Here is an 18,691-nt window from a genome sequence, read left to right on the forward strand (position 1 = left end):
GGAGGGACACCGACAAAGGACACGACCATGTCATCCACTTCTGCACCGGCTCGCTCCGGCGCTGAGCCCACCCGGAAGATGTCCGGGCGCGAGGAGTTCGCAGGCCGCTGGGCCTTCATCCTCGCGGCCATCGGCTCGGCCGTCGGACTGGGCAACATCTGGCGCTTCCCCTATATCGCCTATGAGAACGGCGGCGGCGCCTTCATCATCCCGTATCTGGTCGCACTGCTGACGGCGGGCATCCCCCTGCTGTTCTTCGACTACGCGATCGGCCACCGCTTCCGTGGCTCGCCCCCGCTGGCCTTCCGCCGACTGAGCCGCTGGACCGAGTCCATCGGCTGGTGGCAGGTGCTGATCTGCGTGGTCATCGGCGTGTACTACGCCGCGATCATTGCCTGGGCGTCCATGTACACCTGGTTCTCCATCTCCAAGGCCTGGGGCGACGACCCCGAGGGCTTCCTGTTCGGCGAGTACCTGCAGGTGGCCGAGGACGTCAGCCCCAGCCTGGACATCGTCCCGGGCGTGTTCTGGCCCATGCTGGCTGTCTGGGTGATCATCATCCTGGTGATGGGCTTCGGCGTGCGCCGCGGCGTGGCCATGGCCTCCCTGATCTCCATTCCCGTGCTGGTGCTGATGTTCCTGATCCTGGTGATCGTGGCACTGACCCTGCCGGGGGCCACCGAGGGACTCAATGCCCTGTTCACCCCCAACTGGGCGGCCCTGACCGACCCGGCCGTGTGGATCGCCGCCTACGGCCAGATCTTCTTCTCCCTCTCCGTGGGCTTCGGCATCATGATCACCTACGCTTCCTATCTGAAGAAGCGCACCAACCTCACCGGCTCCGGCCTGGTGGTGGGCTTCTCCAACTCCGGCTTCGAGATCCTGGCCGGCATCGGCGTCTTCTCCGCCCTGGGGTTCATGGCCCAGGCCAACGGGGTGCAGATCGCCGATGTGGTCGCCTCGGGCATCGGCCTGGCCTTCATCGCCTTCCCGGCCATCATCTCCGAGGCCCCCCTGGGATCACTGATCGGCGTGCTGTTCTTCGGCTCCCTGGTCCTGGCCGGCTTCACCTCTCTGATCTCCATCCTGGAGGTGGTGGTCTCCGCGGTGAAGGACAAGCTGGGCTGGGGTCGGTGGACCACGGTGCTGGTGGTCGTGGGACTGAGCGCGGTGGTCTCCCTGGCCATGTTCTCCACCACCAGTGGACTGAACCTGCTGGACATCACCGACGCCTTCGTCAACAGCTTCGGGATCGTGGGCGCCGCCCTGGTCTCGGTCCTGGTGGTCGCGGCGGTGCTGGGCCTGCTGGACCGGATGGTGGCGCACCTGAACAGCGTCTCCTCCTTCCGGCTCGGCGCCCTGTTCAAGGTCATGGTGGGCGTGATCATGCCAATCGTGCTGGCCTACACCTTCCTGTCCGACTTCATCGCCAAGCTCAACGACGGCTACGGGGAGTTCCCGGCCTGGTTCGTGAACACCTTCGGCTGGGGCATGGTCCTGAGCCTGGTGGTGCTGGCCGTGCTGCTCTCCCTGATCCCGTGGTCCAAGAAGTCCAACCTCCACCAGGAGCACCTGGACGACGACAGCCCGTTCGTGGAGCACGAGTCGCTGAACCGACGGCGCCGAGCCCACGCCACGGACCGGCTGGAACCGGCCACCGTCTCCGCTGACGACGGTTGGACAGATCCCGATGCCGAACCGGGGCATCACACCGACCAGCAGAAGGGACTCTGACCATGGACCCCATTGCCATCGTCATGATGATCATCGCCATCCTCACCGTCTGGGGCGGTCTCGCACTGTCTCTGGTGCACCTGAAGCGCCATCCGGATGAGGAGTCCGGAGACACCACGATCTCCACCGGCCCCACCACGTAGAGCCACCCACACCAGACAGGGTCCGGCCCCCGCTCCGTCTGGAGTGGGGGCCGGACCCTTTTGTCGGTCGGTCTGTCGGTCGGCCGGGTGAGGGCTACTTCCGTAGGGACTCGGCGATCTGCTGCATGATCGTCGGATCCGAGAGCGTGGTGGCGTCTCCGGGGTCCCGGCCCTCGGCCACGTCCTTGAGCAGGCGGCGCATGATCTTGCCCGAGCGGGTCTTGGGCAGCTCCGGCACCACCAGGACGTGCTTGGGCTTGGCGATCGGGCCGATCTCCTTGGCCACGTGAGCGCGCAGATCTGCCTCGGCCTGCTCGGCCTCGGTCTCAGCGTGCTCCTCCGTGAGGATGACGAAGGCGACGACGGCCTCACCGGTGGTGGCGTCGGCGGCACCGACCACGGCGGCCTCGGCCACGATCGGATGGGAGACCAGCGCCGATTCGATCTCCGTGGTGGAGAGGCGGTGCCCGGAGACGTTCATGACATCGTCCACCCGGCCCATCAGCCAGATGTCACCGTCCTCGTCCCGGCGGGCACCGTCCCCGGCGAAGTACATGTCCTGGAACCGGGACCAGTAGGTGTCCTTGAACCGCTCCGGGTTGCCCCAGATGCCGCGCAGCATGGCCGGCCAGGGATCACGCACCACCAGGAACCCGCCGGAGCCGGCCTCCAAGGTCTCGCCCATGTCATCCACCACGTCCACCGTGATGCCCGGAACCGGGACCTGGGCCGAACCGGGCTTGGTGGCCGTGACACCGGGCAGCGGGGTGAGCATGTGCGCTCCCGTCTCGGTCTGCCACCAGGTGTCCACGATCGGGGCAGGGGACTCCTTCCGGGCACCCGGGGTGACGGAGCCGTCGTCGTGCCGGGTGCCGGCACCGTTGTTGCCGCCGATCACCTCCCGGTACCACATCCAGGCCTCCGGGTTGATGGCCTCACCGACGGTGCCCAGCACCCGCAGGGAGGAGAGGTCGAAGGAGTCCGGGATGGACCGGCCCCACTTCATGCAGGTCCGGATGGCGGTGGGCGCGGTGTAGAGGATGGTCACACCGTACTTCTGCACAATCTCCCACCAGCGGCCCGAATGCGGGTGGTCCGGGGTGCCCTCGTAGATCACCTGTGTGGCGCCGTTCACCAGCGGCGCGTAGGTCACATAGGAGTGGCCGGTGACCCAGCCGACGTCCGCGGTGCACCAGTACACGTCCGTCTCCGGGTGCAGGTCGAAGGTGTCTCGGTGGGTGACCGCGCCCTGGACCAGGTATCCGCCGGTGGTGTGCAGGATGCCCTTGGGCGTGCCGGTGGTGCCGGAGGTGTAGAGGATGAACAGCGGGTGCTCGGAGTCATGCCAGACCAGCTCATGGTCCTCGGACTGCTCGGCCAGCACCTCGTGCCACCACAGGTCCCGGCCCTCGGTCATCTCCACGGGCTGCTCGTTGCGCCGGACCACCAGCACATGCTGGACCGACTGGGCCTGGCCTTCGCCGGCCTGGCCGGACAGCGCGGTGTCCACGGCGGGCTTGAGCGGTGAGGGCTTGCCGCGGCGCCAGGAGCCGTCCGCGGTGACGACCAACTTGGCCTGGGCGTCGTCGATGCGCGAGCGCAGAGCCTCGGCCGAGAAGCCGCCGAAGACCACCGAATGCACGGCACCGATCCGGGCGCAGGCGAGCATGGCGACCACCGACTCCACGATCATCGGCATGTAGATGGCCACGCGGTCGCCCTGGGTGACTCCCAGGGACTCGAAGGCGTTGGCGGCGCGGCGGACCTCGGCGGCCAGCTCGGCGTAGGTCCAGTCCCGGGTGTCACCGGGCTCGCCCTCGAAGTGGATCGCCACGCGGTCGCCCAGACCGGCCTCCACATGGCGGTCTAGGGCGTTGTAGGCGGCGTTGGTGGTGCCGCCCACGAACCACTTCGCGAACGGTGCATCCGACCAGTCCAGTGTCTCGGAGAAGTCCGTGTCCCAGTGCAGCACCTCGCGGGCGCGGCGAGCCCAGTAGGCCAGCCGGTCCTGCTCGGCCTCCTGATAGAGGTCCGCCCCGGCCACGGCGTCCTGCGCGAACTGCTCCGAGGGCGGGAAGGTGCGGCCTTCGTGCATCAGGGTGTCGGTGGTGCCCGACGGCGATGGGCTCGACGCGGTCTGTCCGCTGGGCCCGGCCTGGCCGGTCTGGGGTGCTTCCTGGTCGCTCATGCGTGCTCCTTCACGGGTGATGCTGCGGGACGGAGACGGTTCCGTCCGCCCCCCTGGACAGCGATGAGGTGACGGCGGTCACGCGTCTGGGGCACAGCCTAGCGTCGTGCGCATGACACCGGTGGGTGCGACTGGTTCAATGGGCGGAGACTGAGCGGTCACCCCACGCACCGGGGCGGCCGAGTGACCGTGCATGAGCCTGTCCGTGGCACGGTGTAGAGATGCACAGACAACGCAACACTGCGTCATGCGTGAGGGGTAGAGATGTCTTCCACAGTGTCACCGGGGCCGGAACCGTCCGCTGATCAGACGGCCGTGCCGCACCGGCAGGCGCCGGGTCCCGGACGGACTTCCGCCCTGCAGCTGTCCGGATGGACGATCGGCTTCCTGGTCTCGGTGGCCGTGGTGCTGATCGGCTCCGTGGTGCCGCTGTGGCCCGGCGGACAGAACCTCTGGACGCTCTCCGGCCTGTTCCTGCTCGGCGTGGGCGTGGTGGCCCCGCTGGCGGCGGCCGGGCTCGAGATCGCCCGGGCCGCCGGAACAGGGCAGGACGGGGACGAACCGCGCGTGGGCTCCCTGACCACCGACCAGTTCAGCCATGTGGTCTCCTGGCTGGCGTTCGCCCACTTCTTCCTGCTCTCCGTCACCACGCTGAACCCGGTGGCCCTGGTGGGCCTGGTGGGAGCGATCGGCATGCTGGTGTGCTCGCCGCTGCGGTTCCTGTTCGGCGGACGCGCTGCGGCCGCCCGGCCAGGGAGGCGTGCCGGAACCGGTGACCGGCTGGAGGACGGTTCTGCCGAGGCTGGCGGCCAGCTGCCCGCCGGACCGGAGACTCCCGAGGACATCCAGGCCTCCTGGCAGTCCGCCCAGGCCGGATGGCAGCCGGCCGGCGAGACCGGGTGGTACACCGCCACCGGACGTCAGCAGGGCAGCTGGAGTGCGAACGAGGACGCTTCACTGTCAGCCGCGCAGCCGGCACCGGGGCAGACCGCACCGGGCGCTGATGCCCCCGCCGGTCTCTCCAGCCAGGCGGCAGGACAGCCGAGCGTGCGGGAGATCGCTCCCCACGAGCAGGAGGTCTCCGCCGAGCAGACCGTGCTGCGCTCGGAGCTGCGCACCCAGATCCAGGACGAGGACCTCGAGTCGAGGCCCGGCACCGGGCCGGACCTGGTCGGCGACTCCGGTGCCGACCCAGACGCCGAGCTGGGCATGACCCGGCTCAGTGACCGCGCCGCCCACAGCGGCGCACCGGCCGCATCGCTCACCGCCACCGCGGCGGAGGCGAACGGAGGCACCCCAGCCGGCGGCAGCGGCGCCGTCGGGACCGCCGGCCTGGGAGGGCAGCCCCAGCGGGGCGAGGCGACCTCCGCAGAGTCCGCCGAGCAGGCCACCACGCCACGCGGTGCCGAGCCGGCCCAGTACGAGGCGTTCTGGTTCGCCGTGGGCTCCCCTCGGCAGGCGGTCGGACCGGACGGCAGTCCCCTCTTCCCGCTGGAGCCGGGCGGCTGGATCCTGGCGCTGGAGGACCGCGGGGACGAGTTCCTGGTGCAGAACACCGACGGCCGCACCGGCGTGCTGCGGGACCTGCGGGACATCGAGCGGGCGTGAGCAGGACGTGACCGGCGAGCAGACCCCCACCGGGGAGACCCGGCTGGCCCTGAAGCGCCGCGCCCGCAGGATCCACCGGGACCTGGGGCAGGCCTACCCCTATGCGGTGGCCGAACTGGACTTCACCACTCCGTTCGAGCTGCTGGTGGCCACCGTGCTCTCCGCTCAGACCACGGACGTGCGGGTGAACATGACCACCCCGGCGCTGTTCGCCCGGTTCCCGGACGCCGAGGCGATGGCGCACGCGGATGAGCGGGAGCTGCAGGAGCTGGTGCGGCCCACCGGGTTCTACCGCAACAAGGCCGCCGCCATCCAGGGGCTCTCCCGTGCGCTGGTGGACCGGTTCGGCGGTGAGGTCCCGGGGAAGCTCGAGGACCTGGTGACCCTGCCCGGCGTGGGGCGCAAGACCGCGTTCGTGGTGCTGGGCAACGCGTTCGGCCAGCCCGGCATCACCGTGGACACGCACTTCGGACGGCTCGCTCGGCGACTGGGCTTCACGGACCAGACCGATCCGGTCAAGGTGGAGCACGAGGTGGCCGCGCTGTTCGAGAAGCGCGACTGGACGGACCTGTCCAACCGGCTGGTGTTCCACGGTCGGCGGGTCTGCCACGCGAAACGCCCGGCCTGCGGTGCCTGCCCGGTGGCCCGGCTGTGCCCGTCCTACGGGGAGGGCGAGACGGACCCGGAGTCGGCGAAGACACTGTTGAAGTATGAGCTGGCACCGGGCCGCGAGGAGCTGCTGGAGCGGATGCTGGCCGGGGCCACGCGCGCCCAGCTGCGTGCCGAGGGCTACGGGCTGGGGGCCTGAGCGTGGAGGACGGAGCCCGCATGCACCCGCCACGCCGCGGGAACGAGCCTGCGCAGCACCCGGCCCCACCGGACACCGCCGGGGCCCTGGCTGACCTGCGCGCCCTGGTGGGGCGGTACGGGACGCTGAGCCCGGAGGTCGCCTCCCGCGCCCCCGCCGGTCATGAGGACAGGCTTCCCGACGACGGCGGGCCGGGATGGTCCTTCCAGCTCCCCGGGATGCCCCGCATGGAGGACGCGCGTGAGTCCGCCGTGCTGGTCCTGTTCGGCGCCCTGGACGACCGTCCGGCCCACCACCACACCTCGGCGGTTCCCGCCGACCTGGACATCCTGCTGACCCAGCGTGCGGTCACCCTGCGCAAACACCCCGGCCAGGTGGCGTTCCCCGGCGGCATGCGTGATCCCGAGGACTCCTCCATGACCGCGTGCGCGCTGCGTGAAGCGGAGGAGGAGACCGGGCTGGACGTGTCCGGGGTGAAGGTGATCGGGCAGCTGCCGCCGGCCCCGCTGACCGTCACCAACTTCCTGGTCACCCCTGTGATCGGCTGGTGGGACCGGCCCTCGGACGTGTTCGTGGTGGACGAGGGCGAGGCCTCCCGCGTGTTCCGCGTGCCGGTGGCCGACCTGGTGGATCCGGCCAACCGCATCACCACCGCGCGCGCCCCGGAGCCCTCCGTGGGTGCCCGGCGGTTCACAAGCCCGGGCTTCCAGGTCTCCGACACCCTGGTCTGGGGGTTCACCGCGATCCTGCTGGACCGCATGCTCGAGCTGCTCGGTTGGGCCCAGCCCTGGGACCGGAACCGGATCCTGGACGTCTCTGGGTGGGATGGGACCACCCCGCCGCCGCGGTTGGACTGACCTCTCCGTCCGGCGCCGGGCCGACTCCTGCACAGCCGACCTGGTGACCTGAGTCGTGCCCAGGTGGGCCGAACGCCCTGGGGCGGGGCCGTCGTCGGGCGCAGGCTGGAGCCATGCCTGCTCCACGACTCCTCACCCCGCGATCCCGGCCTGTCCCCCTGCCGCCCACGGAGCTGCACCTGCACGGCGGGCCAGGCCCGGATGCGCGCTTCTGGGCCGCCGCCTGTGCGGCCGCAGCCGGACTGCGCCTGGTGGTCGAGGAGATTCCCGACGACGGCCGCCCGCCGTCCCCGGCCCAGCTCACCCTGCGTGCCCCGCAAGAGGGGCAGGCTGAGCGACCGGGGCAGGCTGAGCGTGACGAGGCTGCAGAGTCCGGCTGGGAGCTGTGGGCGCCCGCGGGACCGGGCAGACCGGCGGTCCCGTGCGCACGGGTGGAGCTGCCCGGGGACCGGGAGCGGCTCGTGCAGCTGCTGCTGGAGTGCGCGGGGCCCGGGGGAGCGGGAACCGGGCTGGTGCTGTGCCATGCCGCGAGTGAGGGCGAGGCTGATCCTGGACCCGATGCTGACAGGCGCCCAGGGCTGGCGTGGAGCGTGGCCCGGCTGCTGTCCGCACCACGGCACGGCGTCAGCGTGGACCTGCCCTCCGCACGAGTGGACGGCATGGACGCGGCGCTCCTGGGCGGGGACCTCACACCGGATCGGCTGGGGCGACTGCTGAGCATGCCTGCTCCGGGCGCCGTGGTGGTGGATGTGGGAGCGGACCGGGATCTGGCCGAGCGGCTGCATCCAGCGGCCACGCTCGGGGTGATGATCGGTACGGGGGCACGCGCACCGGACCCGCCCGGGCCGGACTGGATCGGTGTGCGCGTCCAGGGACGGATCGGTCAGGGTCAGGGGCCAGCAGACTGGGCGCGTCACCTGGGACGCCGCAGCGCGCTGGACCTGGGCGCCCGGGTGGAGCTCGCCGTGGAGCAGCGCCGTGTGATGCACACTGAGCCGGCGGCCCACGGTCAACCCGCCCTCCCGTCACGGCGCTCCCTGCGCGGGGCACGGTCATGACCCGCGGCTGGGCGCCCACCGCCCCACCGGACCCTGCAGGGGGACGGCGAGTGAGCCGGCGTCGGGATGGGACCTTCCAGCCCGGCCCCCGCCCGTGGGACCAGGCCAAGCGCTGGCTGGCCCATCAGCTGCCGGGCGTGGGGTCTGCAGCGGCGGACGGCGGCTCGGGAGAGGTCCCCGCCGAACTGCTGGCGGAGTCCGTGCGGCGGCACGGAGCGGTGGCGGATGCGGACCAGACCGCCGGTCAGATGCGCGCGCTCGCCGACGAGCTGACGGGCCTGGGACCGCTGGCACCGATCGCCCGACGGCCCGGGATCACCGACCTGCTCGTGGACGGCACCGGCGCGGTGTGGTCGGACGGGACGGACGGACTGACCCGGGAGCCGCTGGTGCTGACCGGGGATCAGGTGCGGCAGCTCGCGGTACGGCTGCTCACCCAGGGCGGGCGGAGGCTGGATGCCGCCCAGCCCTTCGCCGACGCGCAGATCGGGGGAGCCCGGGTGCACGCGGTCCTGCCGCCCGTGGCCGAGGGCGGGACGCAGCTGAGCATCCGCCTGCCGGCGGCACGCACGGTCCGGCTGGAGGAGCTCTCCGCAGAGTGGCCGCACGCGCAGGCGTGGCTGGAGGTGCTGCGTCACCTGGTGGACACCCGTGCCAATGTGCTCATCAGCGGGGCCACCGGTTCGGGCAAGACCACCCTGCTGACCGCGGTGCTCGCCGAGGCAGGGCCCGCCGAACGGATCCTCACGGTGGAGGACACGCGCGAGCTGCGGCCGGACCACCCTCATGTGGTGGCGCTGCAGGCCCGCCCCGCCAATGCCGAGGGGGCAGGGGAGATCACCCTGTCCGACCTCGTCCGGCAGGCCCTGCGCATGCGGCCGGACCGACTCGTGGTGGGGGAGTGCCGCGGCGCTGAGGTGGCCGACTTCCTGGCCGCCATGAACACCGGTCACCGCGGCGCCTGGGGGGCCCTGCACGCCAACTCCGCGCAGGACGTCCCCGCCCGACTTGCCGCGATGGGAGCGCTCGCCGGACTCTCGCCCCAGGCGCTGGCCCTGCAGGCGGTCTCTGCGGTGGACGCGGTGGTGCACGTCGAGCGGACGGCCACCGGTCGGCGCCCGGTGGCTCTGGCGCTGGTGGGTACCACTCCGGACGGTGCCCGGGACCGGCTGGAACTGACCCCGGTGATGCACGACGACGGACGGCAGCTCTCCTGGGGGCCCGGACGAGCGCTGTGGGGGGCCGGATCCGGCGGGGGTCGTCATGTGGCACGGGACTGAGATGCGGGGTGCGGTCGGTCGCCTCATCGGTGCTCGGGGACGGCGTGAGCGCGAGGCCGAGGAGTTCATCGCGCTGCTGCGTCAGGCCTCGGCACTGCTGCAGGCCGGAAGAGGGATCGGAGAGCTCTGGGCCGAGTTGGCCGGGCTGCATCCGTCCTGCGCGGTGATGCCGGGGGAGCTGTGGGATCGGGCCGAGCCGCCGCGATGCTGCCTGCACCACGTGCTGCGGCACGCTGAGGTCTCCCAGCGGCTGGGGGCACCGCCGTTCAGGGGTGTGACGGGTCCGGGGCGTGCGGAGGCGTGGGAGCAGCTGCAGGCCTGCCTGGAGCTGGCGGCCCGGGCCGGTGTGGCGCTGGCGGTGCTGCTGTCTCGCATGGCCGACGCCCTCGAGGACGGCCAGGATGCGCACCAGGCCCGTGAGGCGGCCACCGCCGGGCCCCGTTCCACGGCTCGGCTGCTGATGGGCATGCCGTTGGCCGGGGTGGGCCTGTCCCTGGTGGCCGGCGCTTCGGCGACGGAACTGCTCTCCGGACCGCTGGGGTGGATCGTGCTCAGCACCGGCGCCGCCCTGACCCTGGCTGGACAGATGTGGACCCGTGCACTGATCCGCACGGCGGAGGAGACGGCATGAGCGTGACGGGGAGGATCGAGCGTCACCGGGGCGAATGGCGTCGGTCAGACCCGGTGCTGGACGTTCCGCTCGCCCTGGACCTTATGGCCGCCCTGGTCGGTGCCGGACAGGGGCTGATCGCGGCGCTGGCCCTGCTGGGCGAGCATCTGCCGGGCGCGGAGCGGTTGAGCGGGGTCGCCTGGCACCTGCTGCTCGGCGCCGCCTGGGACACCGCCTGGCAGGTGGTCGAGGACGACGCAGACCTGACGGAGCTGGGCAGAGAGCTGCGCTTCGCCCACGCCACCGGGGCGCCGACGGCCCGACTGCTGCACTCCACCGCCGCGGCACTGCGCCGATCCCGGCGGCGCCGTGCCGAGCAGGCCGCCGCACGGCTGGCCATCCGCCTAGTCATGCCCCTGGGACTGTGCCTGTTGCCGGCGTTCATCTGTCTGGGTGTGATCCCGCTGGTGCTGGCCCTGCTTCCGTGAGCGCTGTGCCGACCGAATCGCGAGGAGGCACACTCCTCCACAGCGGACCGAACTGCACCGGCCATCCAGAGACGGCAGACGCGGCCGGACAGAGAGCATCCACGGGACCGAGTCTGGAAGCAGGCCACCCACCGGTGGCCCCGCTGGATCGCCAGCGGCACACCGAACCGAGAACCACCATCCACGAGAGGACACCGTCATGGACCACACCACCACCCCCCTCACCCCGGAGGTCGCCGTCACCACACCGGCCAACGAGACCGGCACCGGGATCGACTGGCGGGATGACACCGGAGCGCAGACCGCTGAATACGGAATCGTCACCTTGGCGGCCGTCGGATTCGCCGGACTGCTGGCCGTCATCCTCTCCGGGGGAGACGTCCAGGGCATGCTGACCGACCTGATCAAGGGCGCCCTGACCCTGGGGTGATCACGCCGGGGGAGACCACGCAGCGGGGCGTGCTGGAGCCCGCCCCGCTGCGCCCTCGGCCGAGAGGAGAGACCATGCAGACGCAGGATGATCGGGGTTCGGTCACGGCGGAGTACGCCGTGCTGCTGCCCGCCGCCGCCCTGGTGCTGGTCGGGGCGATCACGGCCGGGGCCGCTCTGTGGCAGCAGATCCGCCTCGAGGAGGCCGCCGCCGCAGCCGCCCGCCAGGTGGCGCGGGGAGAGGACCAGGCGGCGGCGAGCTCCACGGTCCAGCGACTGGCGGGTGACGGCGCTCAGCTGACCGCCCACAGCACCGACGGCTGGGTCAGCGTCCGCGTGGTCCACCCACCTCCGGGGCCGCTGGACTGGTGGGGCGACTGGAGGCTCGAGGCCACCGCCCACGCGCCGGACCAGTGGACCGTCGCCCCGGGCGGGGCACCATGACGCAGCGTCACAAGGGAGCCGACCCCGACTCCCGAGGTGAGCTCGGAGCCGGGACGGTCACCGTCCTGGCCAGCGTCGGTGCCGCGCTGGTCCTGCTCGTCGGTGCCCTGGGACTCGGCACCGCAGCGGTCTCAGCGGCCCGCGCAGGAGCCGCTGCCGACCTGGCCGCACTGTCCGCTGCGGATGCCTTCCGGGGGCTGCACCCGGCAGATCCCTGCGCGCTCGCCGAGCAGACGGCCCTCCGGCACCGCGCGGCTGTGACCCAGTGCGAGCTGCAGGAGGGCGGCACGGTCCTGGTCTCCGTCAGCCTGCCCACCGCGTTTCCCTGGCCCGCTGAGGGCATCGCCCGCGCCGGACCACCTCCGAGCTCCCCACGTCAGCCGTGAGATCACTCCCGTTCGAGGCCGGACCGGTGCGCTTTGGCGCCCAGCCGCTCCAGCACGTAGGCCAGCAGCGTCTCGGCGCCCCGCTTGTCCAGGGGGCTGTTGCGGTTGCCGCACTTGGGGGACTGCACGCAGGACGGGCAGCCGTCCGCGCAGGAGCAGGACTGCACGGCCTCCAGGGTGGCCCGCAGCCACACCTCGGCCTGCTCATACCCTCGCTCGGCGAAGCCCGCACCGCCCGGATGACCGTCGTAGACGAACACCGAGGGCTGGCCGGTGTCCGGGTGCAGCGCCATGGACACCCCGCCGATGTCCCAGCGGTCGTTGGAGGCCACCAGGGGCAGCAGACCGATCATCGCGTGCTCGGCGGCATGCAGGGACCCCGGGAGCCGATCCATGGTCAGCCCGGCTGCCACCAGCTCCTCGGACGGGCAGTGGAACCAGACCGCTGTGGTGAACAGGTCCCGGGCGGGCAGCTCCAGGGGCTCCTCGCCCAGGATCTCCCCGGACACCACAGCCTTGCGCTGGAAGGAGACCACCTGGGTGGTGACCTTCACCGGACCGGTGCACCACTGCAGCGGACCTCCATCCCGGCGGCGGCTGCCCTCCGGGTCCAGGATCTCGATCTCGGTGATGTCCCGGGCCTGCGTGTAGAACTCCGGCCAGGCCCGGGTGACCAGCACCGCGTGGGCGTCCTCGTCCAGCTCCTCCACCAGATAGGTCCGGTCCTGATGGACGTACACCGCGCCCGGGTGTGCCTGGTAATGGGTCTGCGGGGAGCCCATGGTGCCCAGCAGCGCACCGGTCTCAGCGTCGATGATGTCCACCGGGCCGCCGCCGTCCTCGCGCAGCGAGACCATCCCGGCCGCATGCTCTGGATGCGTCCAGAACCAGCCGGCCGGCCGTCGTCGGAGGTATCCGTCGTCGGTGAGGCGCTCCACCAGGTCCCGCACCATCACCGGGTCGCCGAACAGCTCCAGTCCCTCCGGCACCAGGGGAAACTCCGCCGCCGCCGCGCACAGGTGCGGGCCCAGGATGTAGGGGTTGGCGGGGTCGGTGACCGAGTCCTCCACCGAGAGCTCGAACACCGCCTCCGGGTGGTGGACCAGGAAGGTGTCCAGGGGGTCGTCCCCGGCCACGTACACCGCCCAGGACTGCTGCCCGGCACGCCCGGCTCGGCCCAGCTGCTGGAAGAAGGACGCGCGGGTGCCCGGCCATCCGGCCACCAGCACGGCGTCCAGCCCGGCGATGTCGATCCCCAGCTCCAGCGCCGGGGTCGAGGCCACGCCCAGCAGCCGTCCGGTGCGCAGGTTCTCCTCCACGCTGCGCCGCTCCTCCGGGAGGTAGCCCGCACGGTATGCGGCCACCCGGTGCCCCAGGGACGGGTCCACCTCAGTCAGCTCGCGCTTGGCGGCCGAGGCCATCGCCTCCGCACCGCGCCGAGACCGGATGAATGCGATCGTGCGGATCCCGCCCACGGCCAGGTCCGTCATCATCGAGGCGCCCTCGGCGGTGGCCGAACGGCGCACCGGTGCACCATGCTCGCCACGCTTCTCGGTCAGCTCCGGCTCCCAGAAGCCCACCGTCACCGCGCCGTGCGGGGAGGCGTCCTCGGTCACCGCCACCGCGTCCAGCCCGATCAGCCGGCCGAACGATCCCGCCGGATCCGCGCTCGTGGCCGAGGCCCCGATGAACACCGGCCCACCCTCAACAGCCCCGGACCCGTCCCGGCGCCGGTAGTGCGCGCAGACCCGCCGCAGCCGGCGCAGCAGCACGGCCACATGGGAGCCGAACACTCCTCGGTAGACGTGCGCCTCATCGATCACCACGTAGCGCAGATTCCGGAAGAACGTGGCCCACCGTTCGTGGTGCGGCAGGATCCCCACGTGCAGCATGTCGGGGTTCGTCAGCAGCACATTGGCGTGCTGACGGGCCCAGGTGCGGTCGGCGATCTCCGTGTCCCCGTCATAGGGGGCCGGGCGCAGCCAGTCGGCACCGTCCCGGGCCAGGGTCCGCCAGGCCGCCAGCTGGTCTGCGGCCAACGCCTTGGTGGGGGAGAGGTACAGGACGGTGGCCAGCGGGTCCTCACGCAGGGCGGTCCCGGCGGCGAGCTGGTAGCCCAGGGACTTTCCCGACGCCGTCCCCGTCGCCAACACCACATGGGTGCCGGTCCCAGCGCGCTCGGCCGCCGCCACCTGGTGCCGCCAGGGCTGCTGCACGCCGCGGGCACCGAAGGCGTGGATCAGCTCAGCAGGGGTGCCCTCCGGCCACGGGACCTCCACAGCGCGGCGTTCGGGCAGATGCCGCACGTGCAGCAGCTGCGGGGGAGCCACCCTGCGGCCCAGGGCCGCGGCGAGCGCGGCGGCGTCATCGGGATGGTCGGTGCGCGGGCCGGCCGGGGTGCTGCCGACCTCCACTCAGCGGTCGTCCGAGTGGGAGGGGTTGTCCGCGGTGTGGTCCTCGGCCACGCCCAGCACGGTGACGTCGGCCAGCTCCGTCCAGCCCAGGTAGCCGTAGAGCGCCTGGCCATCGGCACTGGCCACCAGCAGCCCCTCCTCGACGTCGTGCTCCAGCACCAGGGAGACCAGGTAGCGCATCACCAGGGAGCCCAGACCGCGGCGGCGGAAATCAGGAGAGGTCCAGATCCGGTCGAACACGGCGTGGCAGTCCACCGCGGCCACGCGGCCCCGAGCTGCGGCCACACCCGGGCCGTCCGGGTGGTGTTCGGAGGTCTGGATGGTCAGCAGGAACCAGCCGTCGTGGCGGTCCACCACGGCCTCGTACTCCTCGGGGACCAGCGGGTTCTCCACGTCCTGGGCGGTCATGTCCACCACCATGAGCTTCTCACCGGAGGTCAGCGGCTGCAGGGAGGTCATCTGGGCCTGGGCGTGGGGCGTGCCCACAATCGTCAGCAGGCGGTGCGGGTGCTGCTCCACCTCTTTCGCCACCGCTGTCAGCTCCTCGACCTGGGGGTCGAACAGCACGTACTCCCAGTCGCCCACGTCGCCGTCCTCGTCGCCCACGCGCAGGGCGGCATGGATCCGTCCGTCGTGACGGACCTCGTATTCGCGGCACCGGGCCCAGCCGGTGACCCAGGTGCTGACCAATGCGTCGTTCAGGGCGGAAGTCATGCTCAGAGACTAACCCGGCGGCGCGGCCAGCGGCAGGGCGGGGGCGTCCGAGAGCGTCATCGTCACCCGATTGTCATCCTCCGGCCGTGCAGCGCCCGGCGTCGCACGCCCACCCGGCCTGCGGCCCTACCCTGGTGAGGTGAGCCAGTCCAAGATCGCCCTGTACTACCGCTTCGCCCCGCTCTCGGACCCCGAGGCGGTGCGGCTCTGGCAGCACGCGCTGGCCTCGTCCCTGGGCCTGACCGGACGGATCATCGTCTCCCCGCAGGGGATCAACGGCACCGTGGGCGGCCCGATCGCCGCGGTCAAGCAGTACGTCAAGACCACCCGGTCCTACACCCCGTTCCAAGGGATGGAGGTCAAGTGGTCAGACGGTTCCGAACAGGACTTCCCGCGCCTGTCCGTCAAGGTCCGTCCCGAGCTGGTGGCCTTCGGTGCCCCGGACGAGGTCACCGTGACCGCCGAGGGCGTGCAGGACACCGGTGTGCACCTCAAGCCCCAGGAGCTGCACGAGCTGATGGAGGACCGCGAGCGCGAGGGCCGTCCGGTCGTGTTCTTCGACGGCCGCAATGCCGTGGAGGCCACCATCGGTCGCTTCAAGGACGCCGTGGTCCCGGACACCACCACCACGCGCGACTTCCTCACCGAGCTGGACTCGGGCAAGTACGACCACCTCAAGGACCAGCCGGTGGTCACCTACTGCACCGGCGGGATCCGCTGCGAGGTGCTCTCGGCCCTGATGAAGCACCGCGGCTTCGAGGAGGTCTACCAGCTGGACGGGGGGATCGTCCGCTACGGGGAGGCCTTCGGAGACGCCGGCCACTGGGAGGGCTCGCTGTACGTCTTCGACGAGCGCATGCACACGGAGTTCACCCCGGACGCGGTCACCATCGGGCGGTGCAGCCGCTGCCAGTCACCCACCTCGGAGCTGCGCAACTGCTCCGATCCCTCCTGCCAGACCCTCACCGTTCTGTGCGCCGAGTGCGCCGCCGCCACCCCGGACCGGGTCTGCACCGTCTGCCAGGAGCGCGCGGCATGAGCGGGCGTCCGTTCCACCGTGAGTCCCTGGTCCCGCGCACCGCAGACCTGCAGGCCCTGCGGGACCTCGCCGCCGACCTGCGCCAGCTGCCGTACACCACGGAGGCGGTCGAGGCGCTGCTGGGCCCGGTGGCCACGCAGGCCCTGGACCGGGAACAGGCCGAACCGGCCAGGCTGCGCCTGTCCCAGGTGATGCCCGACGACGGCTCCCTCGCCGCCCAGCGCGGCCTCGCCGCGGTCGTCTCCGCCTGGATGCTCGGCGACCCGGTGCCGGTGGAGCTGCTCGATGCCGCCCTGCCCCGGCTCGGGGCTGATGGTGCCGCGCGGCTGGAGCTGGGCTGGATCCGGGACGGGATGTTCCACCCGGTGGTCGATCTCTCGCCGTACTCCACCGACGATCTCGGGGACCTCTGGGTCGCCAGTGACCAGACCGCCCTGCAGGCACGGTCCGCGTTGCCCTCCTGGCACGTGCTCGGGATCGGCCGGGCCTCCCTGACCCTGGCCGGGAACGTGGATCGCCGTCCGGTGGAGCGGGCCCTGGACCTGGGCACCGGCTGCGGGATCCAGACCCTGCATCTGCTGCCGCACGCCCAGCACGTCACCGCCACGGACCTGTCCGAGCGGGCACTGGAGTTCACCCGGTTCAACCTGGTCCTCAACGCCCCGGCCCTGGGGCTGGAGCTGACCGAGGACGGACAGCTGCCCGCCGAGCGCATCCGTCTGGTCCACGGCGACCTGCTCGAGCCCGTGACCGGTGAGCACTTCGACCTGATCGTCTCCAACCCGCCCTTCGTCATCACCCCGCGTGACACCGAACCGGACCCCGCCGAGGGAACCGGGTCCGCACAGATCGCCCAGGGCATCAACACCTACCGGGACGGGGGCCGCACCGGTGACCGCCTGCTGGCGGAGCTGATCACCCGGCTGCCCGAACACCTCACCCCGGGCGGGACCGCCCAGCTGCTGGGCAACTGGGAGATCCACACCCCGGACACACTCGGCACCGTGGACACCCCGGACACCTCCGTCCCCGGCGCCGCCAGCCCCCAGGTGCCCGGCTGGGACGAGCGGCTGCGCACCTGGGTGCCCCAGGGCACCGACGCCTGGTTCATCCAGCGCGACCTGCTGGATGCCGCCGGGTATGCCGAGACCTGGCTGCAGGACTCCTCCGAGCAGCTGGACCCGGAGCACTTCGCCGCCGGGTACCGCCGGTACCTGGAGGACTTCGAAGCCCGGGGCGTGGCCGCCGTCGGGTTCGGCTACCTGTGGCTGCGCCGCCCCGCCGAGCCCCGCGCCGGGCGGATCCGCACCGAGACCGTGGAAGGTGAGCTGCAGCGTCCGCTGGGCCCGGCCTGGGCCGCGGCCGTCGAGCGCTGGGACCTCACCGCGGGCAGCACCCCGGGAGCCCGCGGCTCTGCAGACCATCACGCAGACCCTGACACCGACCCCGTGGACCTGGGCGCCGTCCGGGCCCTGCACCTGCAGGTCCCGCCGGATGTCACCGAGGAGCGCCACCAGCGCTTCGGAGCGGCCGACCCTGAGGTCATCCTGGCCCGCCAGGGCGGTGGCTTCCGCAGGGTCGCCCGCCTGGACACCGCCACCGCCGGGTTCCTGGCCGCCGCGGACGGGGAGTTCACCGCTGGGCAGCTGGCCGGGGCCATCGCCGGGCTGCTGGAACTGGATGCAGACGGGGAGCGGCACCTGCTGCTGGCCGTGGCTGATCTGCTTCGTGACGGCTTTCTCATCCACTGTGACGCAGGTCATGCCTAGAATGAGCAGTCATGACAGACCAGCAAGCTCCGCCGGCCCCTGATCGGACAGGTGTGCATCGCACGTCCGCCACGATCTCCGACCCCCAGGCCATCCGGGCCCTGGCCCACGAGGCGCGGCTGGAGGCCCTGGAGGAGCTCTACTCCTCGCAGTCCACCCGCACGGCCACCGAGCTGGCCTCGCGCTGCGGTCTGACCCCCTCGGCCATGAGCTATCACCTGCGGGCACTGGAGAAGTACGGGTTCGTGGAGCGCTCTCCCTCCGAGGGGGACGGTCGTGAGCGGCGCTGGCGGGCCGCGGCGAACTCCCTGCTGGTGGACTCCCTGAACCACTCTGCCGCCTCCAAGCACGCCTTCATCGATGTCCAGCTGAACACCTTCCGTCAGCGCATCTTCCGCGAGGTGGATGCCCGCGAGGCCGCCGACGCCCAGATCTCCGCCCAGGCTGCTGAGTCCTCGGCGTCCGCTGACGGCACCGGCCCGAGCCAGAAGACCCGACGTCTACCGGTGCTCACCACCGGCATGCTCTTCCTGAACGCGGAGCAGTTCCATGACTTCTCGGACCGGATGTACGCCCTGATCGACGAGTTCGAGGAGCTCAACCCCGCCCAGGAGCGCAATGTGGACGCCCAGCGTGCCTATTACATGGTCTCGGTGCTGCAGGATTCATCCGGCTCAGATCCTGCTCATGTACAGTCAGGGACCGCAACGCACCCCTGACCT

The 18,691-nt window shown here is 71.6% G+C and carries 18 protein-coding genes; 15 read left to right on the forward strand and 3 right to left on the reverse strand.

Translation table 11 applies throughout. The annotated features are described in order from the left end of the window. The first annotated feature begins 27 nt into the window (after positions 1-27). Both ACEXHE_RS04570 and ACEXHE_RS04575 read left to right on the forward strand, forming a co-directional pair. Positions 28-1,734: a sodium-dependent transporter gene (locus ACEXHE_RS04570; protein WP_374784894.1), complete on the forward strand. Its 1,707-nt coding sequence runs from the start codon at positions 28-30 to the stop codon at positions 1,732-1,734. 2 nt (positions 1,735-1,736) lie between these two features. Next, positions 1,737-1,877 carry a methionine/alanine import family NSS transporter small subunit gene (locus ACEXHE_RS04575; protein ID WP_091695954.1) on the forward strand — a complete coding sequence of 47 codons (141 nt, stop codon included), beginning with the start codon at positions 1,737-1,739 and terminating at the stop codon, positions 1,875-1,877. 94 nt (positions 1,878-1,971) lie between these two features. Here ACEXHE_RS04575 and ACEXHE_RS04580 read toward each other — a convergent pair whose 3' ends face one another. Next, entirely contained in the window at positions 1,972-3,972 is a 2,001-nt protein-coding gene (locus ACEXHE_RS04580; protein ID WP_374785240.1) for an acetate--CoA ligase, read from the reverse strand. A gap of 357 nt (positions 3,973-4,329) precedes the next feature. Between ACEXHE_RS04580 and ACEXHE_RS04585 the strand changes: the two genes are divergently transcribed. From ACEXHE_RS04585 to ACEXHE_RS04630, 10 genes are all read left to right on the forward strand, one after another. Beyond that, positions 4,330-5,673 (forward strand): hypothetical protein, encoded by a 1,344-nt coding sequence (locus ACEXHE_RS04585; protein ID WP_374784895.1) that lies wholly within the window; start codon positions 4,330-4,332, stop codon positions 5,671-5,673. Positions 5,674-5,680: 7 nt separating this feature from the next. Beyond that, positions 5,681-6,481: an endonuclease III gene (gene nth, locus ACEXHE_RS04590; RefSeq protein WP_091695961.1), complete on the forward strand. Its 801-nt coding sequence runs from the start codon at positions 5,681-5,683 to the stop codon at positions 6,479-6,481. 20 nt (positions 6,482-6,501) lie between these two features. Further along, positions 6,502-7,338, forward strand: a complete 837-nt coding sequence (locus ACEXHE_RS04595; RefSeq protein WP_374784896.1) for an NUDIX hydrolase — start codon at positions 6,502-6,504, stop codon at positions 7,336-7,338. 113 nt (positions 7,339-7,451) lie between these two features. Beyond that, on the forward strand, positions 7,452-8,396 hold the full coding sequence (locus ACEXHE_RS04600; protein WP_374784897.1) for a hypothetical protein: 945 nt from the start codon (positions 7,452-7,454) through the stop codon (positions 8,394-8,396). A 50-nt stretch (positions 8,397-8,446) separates the two neighbouring features. Continuing rightward, entirely contained in the window at positions 8,447-9,676 is a 1,230-nt protein-coding gene (locus ACEXHE_RS04605; protein ID WP_374784898.1) for a TadA family conjugal transfer-associated ATPase, read from the forward strand. After that, positions 9,660-10,307, forward strand: coding sequence for a type II secretion system F family protein (locus ACEXHE_RS04610; protein WP_285178741.1), 648 nt, complete (start codon positions 9,660-9,662; stop codon positions 10,305-10,307). The genes ACEXHE_RS04605 and ACEXHE_RS04610 overlap by 17 nt, the downstream gene beginning before the upstream one ends. Next, the gene (locus ACEXHE_RS04615; RefSeq protein WP_260060615.1) at positions 10,304-10,774 is read left to right on the forward strand and encodes a type II secretion system F family protein; all 471 of its coding nucleotides are present in this window, start codon (positions 10,304-10,306) and stop codon (positions 10,772-10,774) included. The genes ACEXHE_RS04610 and ACEXHE_RS04615 overlap by 4 nt, the downstream gene beginning before the upstream one ends. Positions 10,775-10,973: 199 nt before the next feature. Further along, positions 10,974-11,204 (forward strand): DUF4244 domain-containing protein, encoded by a 231-nt coding sequence (locus ACEXHE_RS04620; RefSeq protein ID WP_336704165.1) that lies wholly within the window; start codon positions 10,974-10,976, stop codon positions 11,202-11,204. Positions 11,205-11,278: 74 nt separating this feature from the next. Next, a complete protein-coding gene (locus tag ACEXHE_RS04625) occupies positions 11,279-11,647 on the forward strand; it encodes a TadE family type IV pilus minor pilin (protein WP_374784899.1) in 369 nt (122 codons plus the stop codon). Next, the gene (locus ACEXHE_RS04630) at positions 11,644-12,033 is read left to right on the forward strand and encodes an Rv3654c family TadE-like protein (RefSeq protein ID WP_374784900.1); all 390 of its coding nucleotides are present in this window, start codon (positions 11,644-11,646) and stop codon (positions 12,031-12,033) included. Before ACEXHE_RS04625 ends, ACEXHE_RS04630 begins: the two co-directional genes overlap by 4 nt. Positions 12,034-12,035: 2 nt before the next feature. Here the strand turns inward: ACEXHE_RS04630 and ACEXHE_RS04635 are convergent, their stop codons facing one another. Further along, on the reverse strand, positions 12,036-14,447 hold the full coding sequence (locus ACEXHE_RS04635; protein WP_374784901.1) for a Zn-binding domain-containing protein: 2,412 nt from the start codon (positions 14,445-14,447) through the stop codon (positions 12,036-12,038). Beyond that, complete coding sequence (locus tag ACEXHE_RS04640; RefSeq protein WP_374784902.1) at positions 14,448-15,161, reverse strand: GNAT family N-acetyltransferase; 714 nt, start codon at positions 15,159-15,161, stop codon at positions 14,448-14,450. It lies immediately after the preceding gene. 139 nt (positions 15,162-15,300) lie between these two features. Here ACEXHE_RS04640 and ACEXHE_RS04645 point away from each other — a divergent pair, with 139 nt between their 5' ends. From ACEXHE_RS04645 to ACEXHE_RS04655, 3 genes are read left to right on the forward strand one after another with little or no spacing between them, the layout of a single operon-like run. Next, positions 15,301-16,200: a rhodanese-related sulfurtransferase gene (locus tag ACEXHE_RS04645; protein ID WP_260060612.1), complete on the forward strand. Its 900-nt coding sequence runs from the start codon at positions 15,301-15,303 to the stop codon at positions 16,198-16,200. Beyond that, the gene (locus tag ACEXHE_RS04650; RefSeq protein ID WP_374784903.1) at positions 16,197-17,969 is read left to right on the forward strand and encodes a methyltransferase; all 1,773 of its coding nucleotides are present in this window, start codon (positions 16,197-16,199) and stop codon (positions 17,967-17,969) included. Before ACEXHE_RS04645 ends, ACEXHE_RS04650 begins: the two co-directional genes overlap by 4 nt. Before the next feature lie 11 nt (positions 17,970-17,980). Next, a complete protein-coding gene (locus tag ACEXHE_RS04655; RefSeq protein WP_374784904.1) occupies positions 17,981-18,688 on the forward strand; it encodes an ArsR/SmtB family transcription factor in 708 nt (235 codons plus the stop codon). Positions 18,689-18,691 lie beyond the last annotated feature (3 nt).

Source organism: Micrococcus sp. IITD107 (assembly GCF_041927415.1).
GTDB classification, from domain to species: domain Bacteria; phylum Actinomycetota; class Actinomycetes; order Actinomycetales; family Micrococcaceae; genus Citricoccus; species Citricoccus terreus.

Excerpts from the sequence above, each read along its gene's own strand:
- ACEXHE_RS04610 (WP_285178741.1), top strand. The coding sequence starts at position 9,660 with ATGTGGCACGGGACTGAGATGCGGGGTGCGGTCGGTCGCCTCATCGGT.
- ACEXHE_RS04575 (WP_091695954.1), top strand. The coding sequence starts at position 1,737 with ATGGACCCCATTGCCATCGTCATGATGATCATCGCCATCCTCACCGTC.
- ACEXHE_RS04585 (WP_374784895.1), top strand. The coding sequence starts at position 4,330 with ATGTCTTCCACAGTGTCACCGGGGCCGGAACCGTCCGCTGATCAGACG.
- ACEXHE_RS04595 (WP_374784896.1), top strand. The coding sequence starts at position 6,502 with ATGCACCCGCCACGCCGCGGGAACGAGCCTGCGCAGCACCCGGCCCCA.
- ACEXHE_RS04620 (WP_336704165.1), top strand. The coding sequence starts at position 10,974 with ATGGACCACACCACCACCCCCCTCACCCCGGAGGTCGCCGTCACCACA.
- ACEXHE_RS04570 (WP_374784894.1), top strand. The coding sequence starts at position 28 with ATGTCATCCACTTCTGCACCGGCTCGCTCCGGCGCTGAGCCCACCCGG.
- ACEXHE_RS04615 (WP_260060615.1), top strand. The coding sequence starts at position 10,304 with ATGAGCGTGACGGGGAGGATCGAGCGTCACCGGGGCGAATGGCGTCGG.
- ACEXHE_RS04650 (WP_374784903.1), top strand. The coding sequence starts at position 16,197 with ATGAGCGGGCGTCCGTTCCACCGTGAGTCCCTGGTCCCGCGCACCGCA.
- ACEXHE_RS04655 (WP_374784904.1), top strand. The coding sequence starts at position 17,981 with ATGACAGACCAGCAAGCTCCGCCGGCCCCTGATCGGACAGGTGTGCAT.
- ACEXHE_RS04625 (WP_374784899.1), top strand. The coding sequence starts at position 11,279 with ATGCAGACGCAGGATGATCGGGGTTCGGTCACGGCGGAGTACGCCGTG.
- ACEXHE_RS04600 (WP_374784897.1), top strand. The coding sequence starts at position 7,452 with ATGCCTGCTCCACGACTCCTCACCCCGCGATCCCGGCCTGTCCCCCTG.
- ACEXHE_RS04640 (WP_374784902.1), bottom strand. The coding sequence starts at position 15,161 with ATGACTTCCGCCCTGAACGACGCATTGGTCAGCACCTGGGTCACCGGC.
- ACEXHE_RS04580 (WP_374785240.1), bottom strand. The coding sequence starts at position 3,972 with ATGCACGAAGGCCGCACCTTCCCGCCCTCGGAGCAGTTCGCGCAGGAC.
- ACEXHE_RS04630 (WP_374784900.1), top strand. The coding sequence starts at position 11,644 with ATGACGCAGCGTCACAAGGGAGCCGACCCCGACTCCCGAGGTGAGCTC.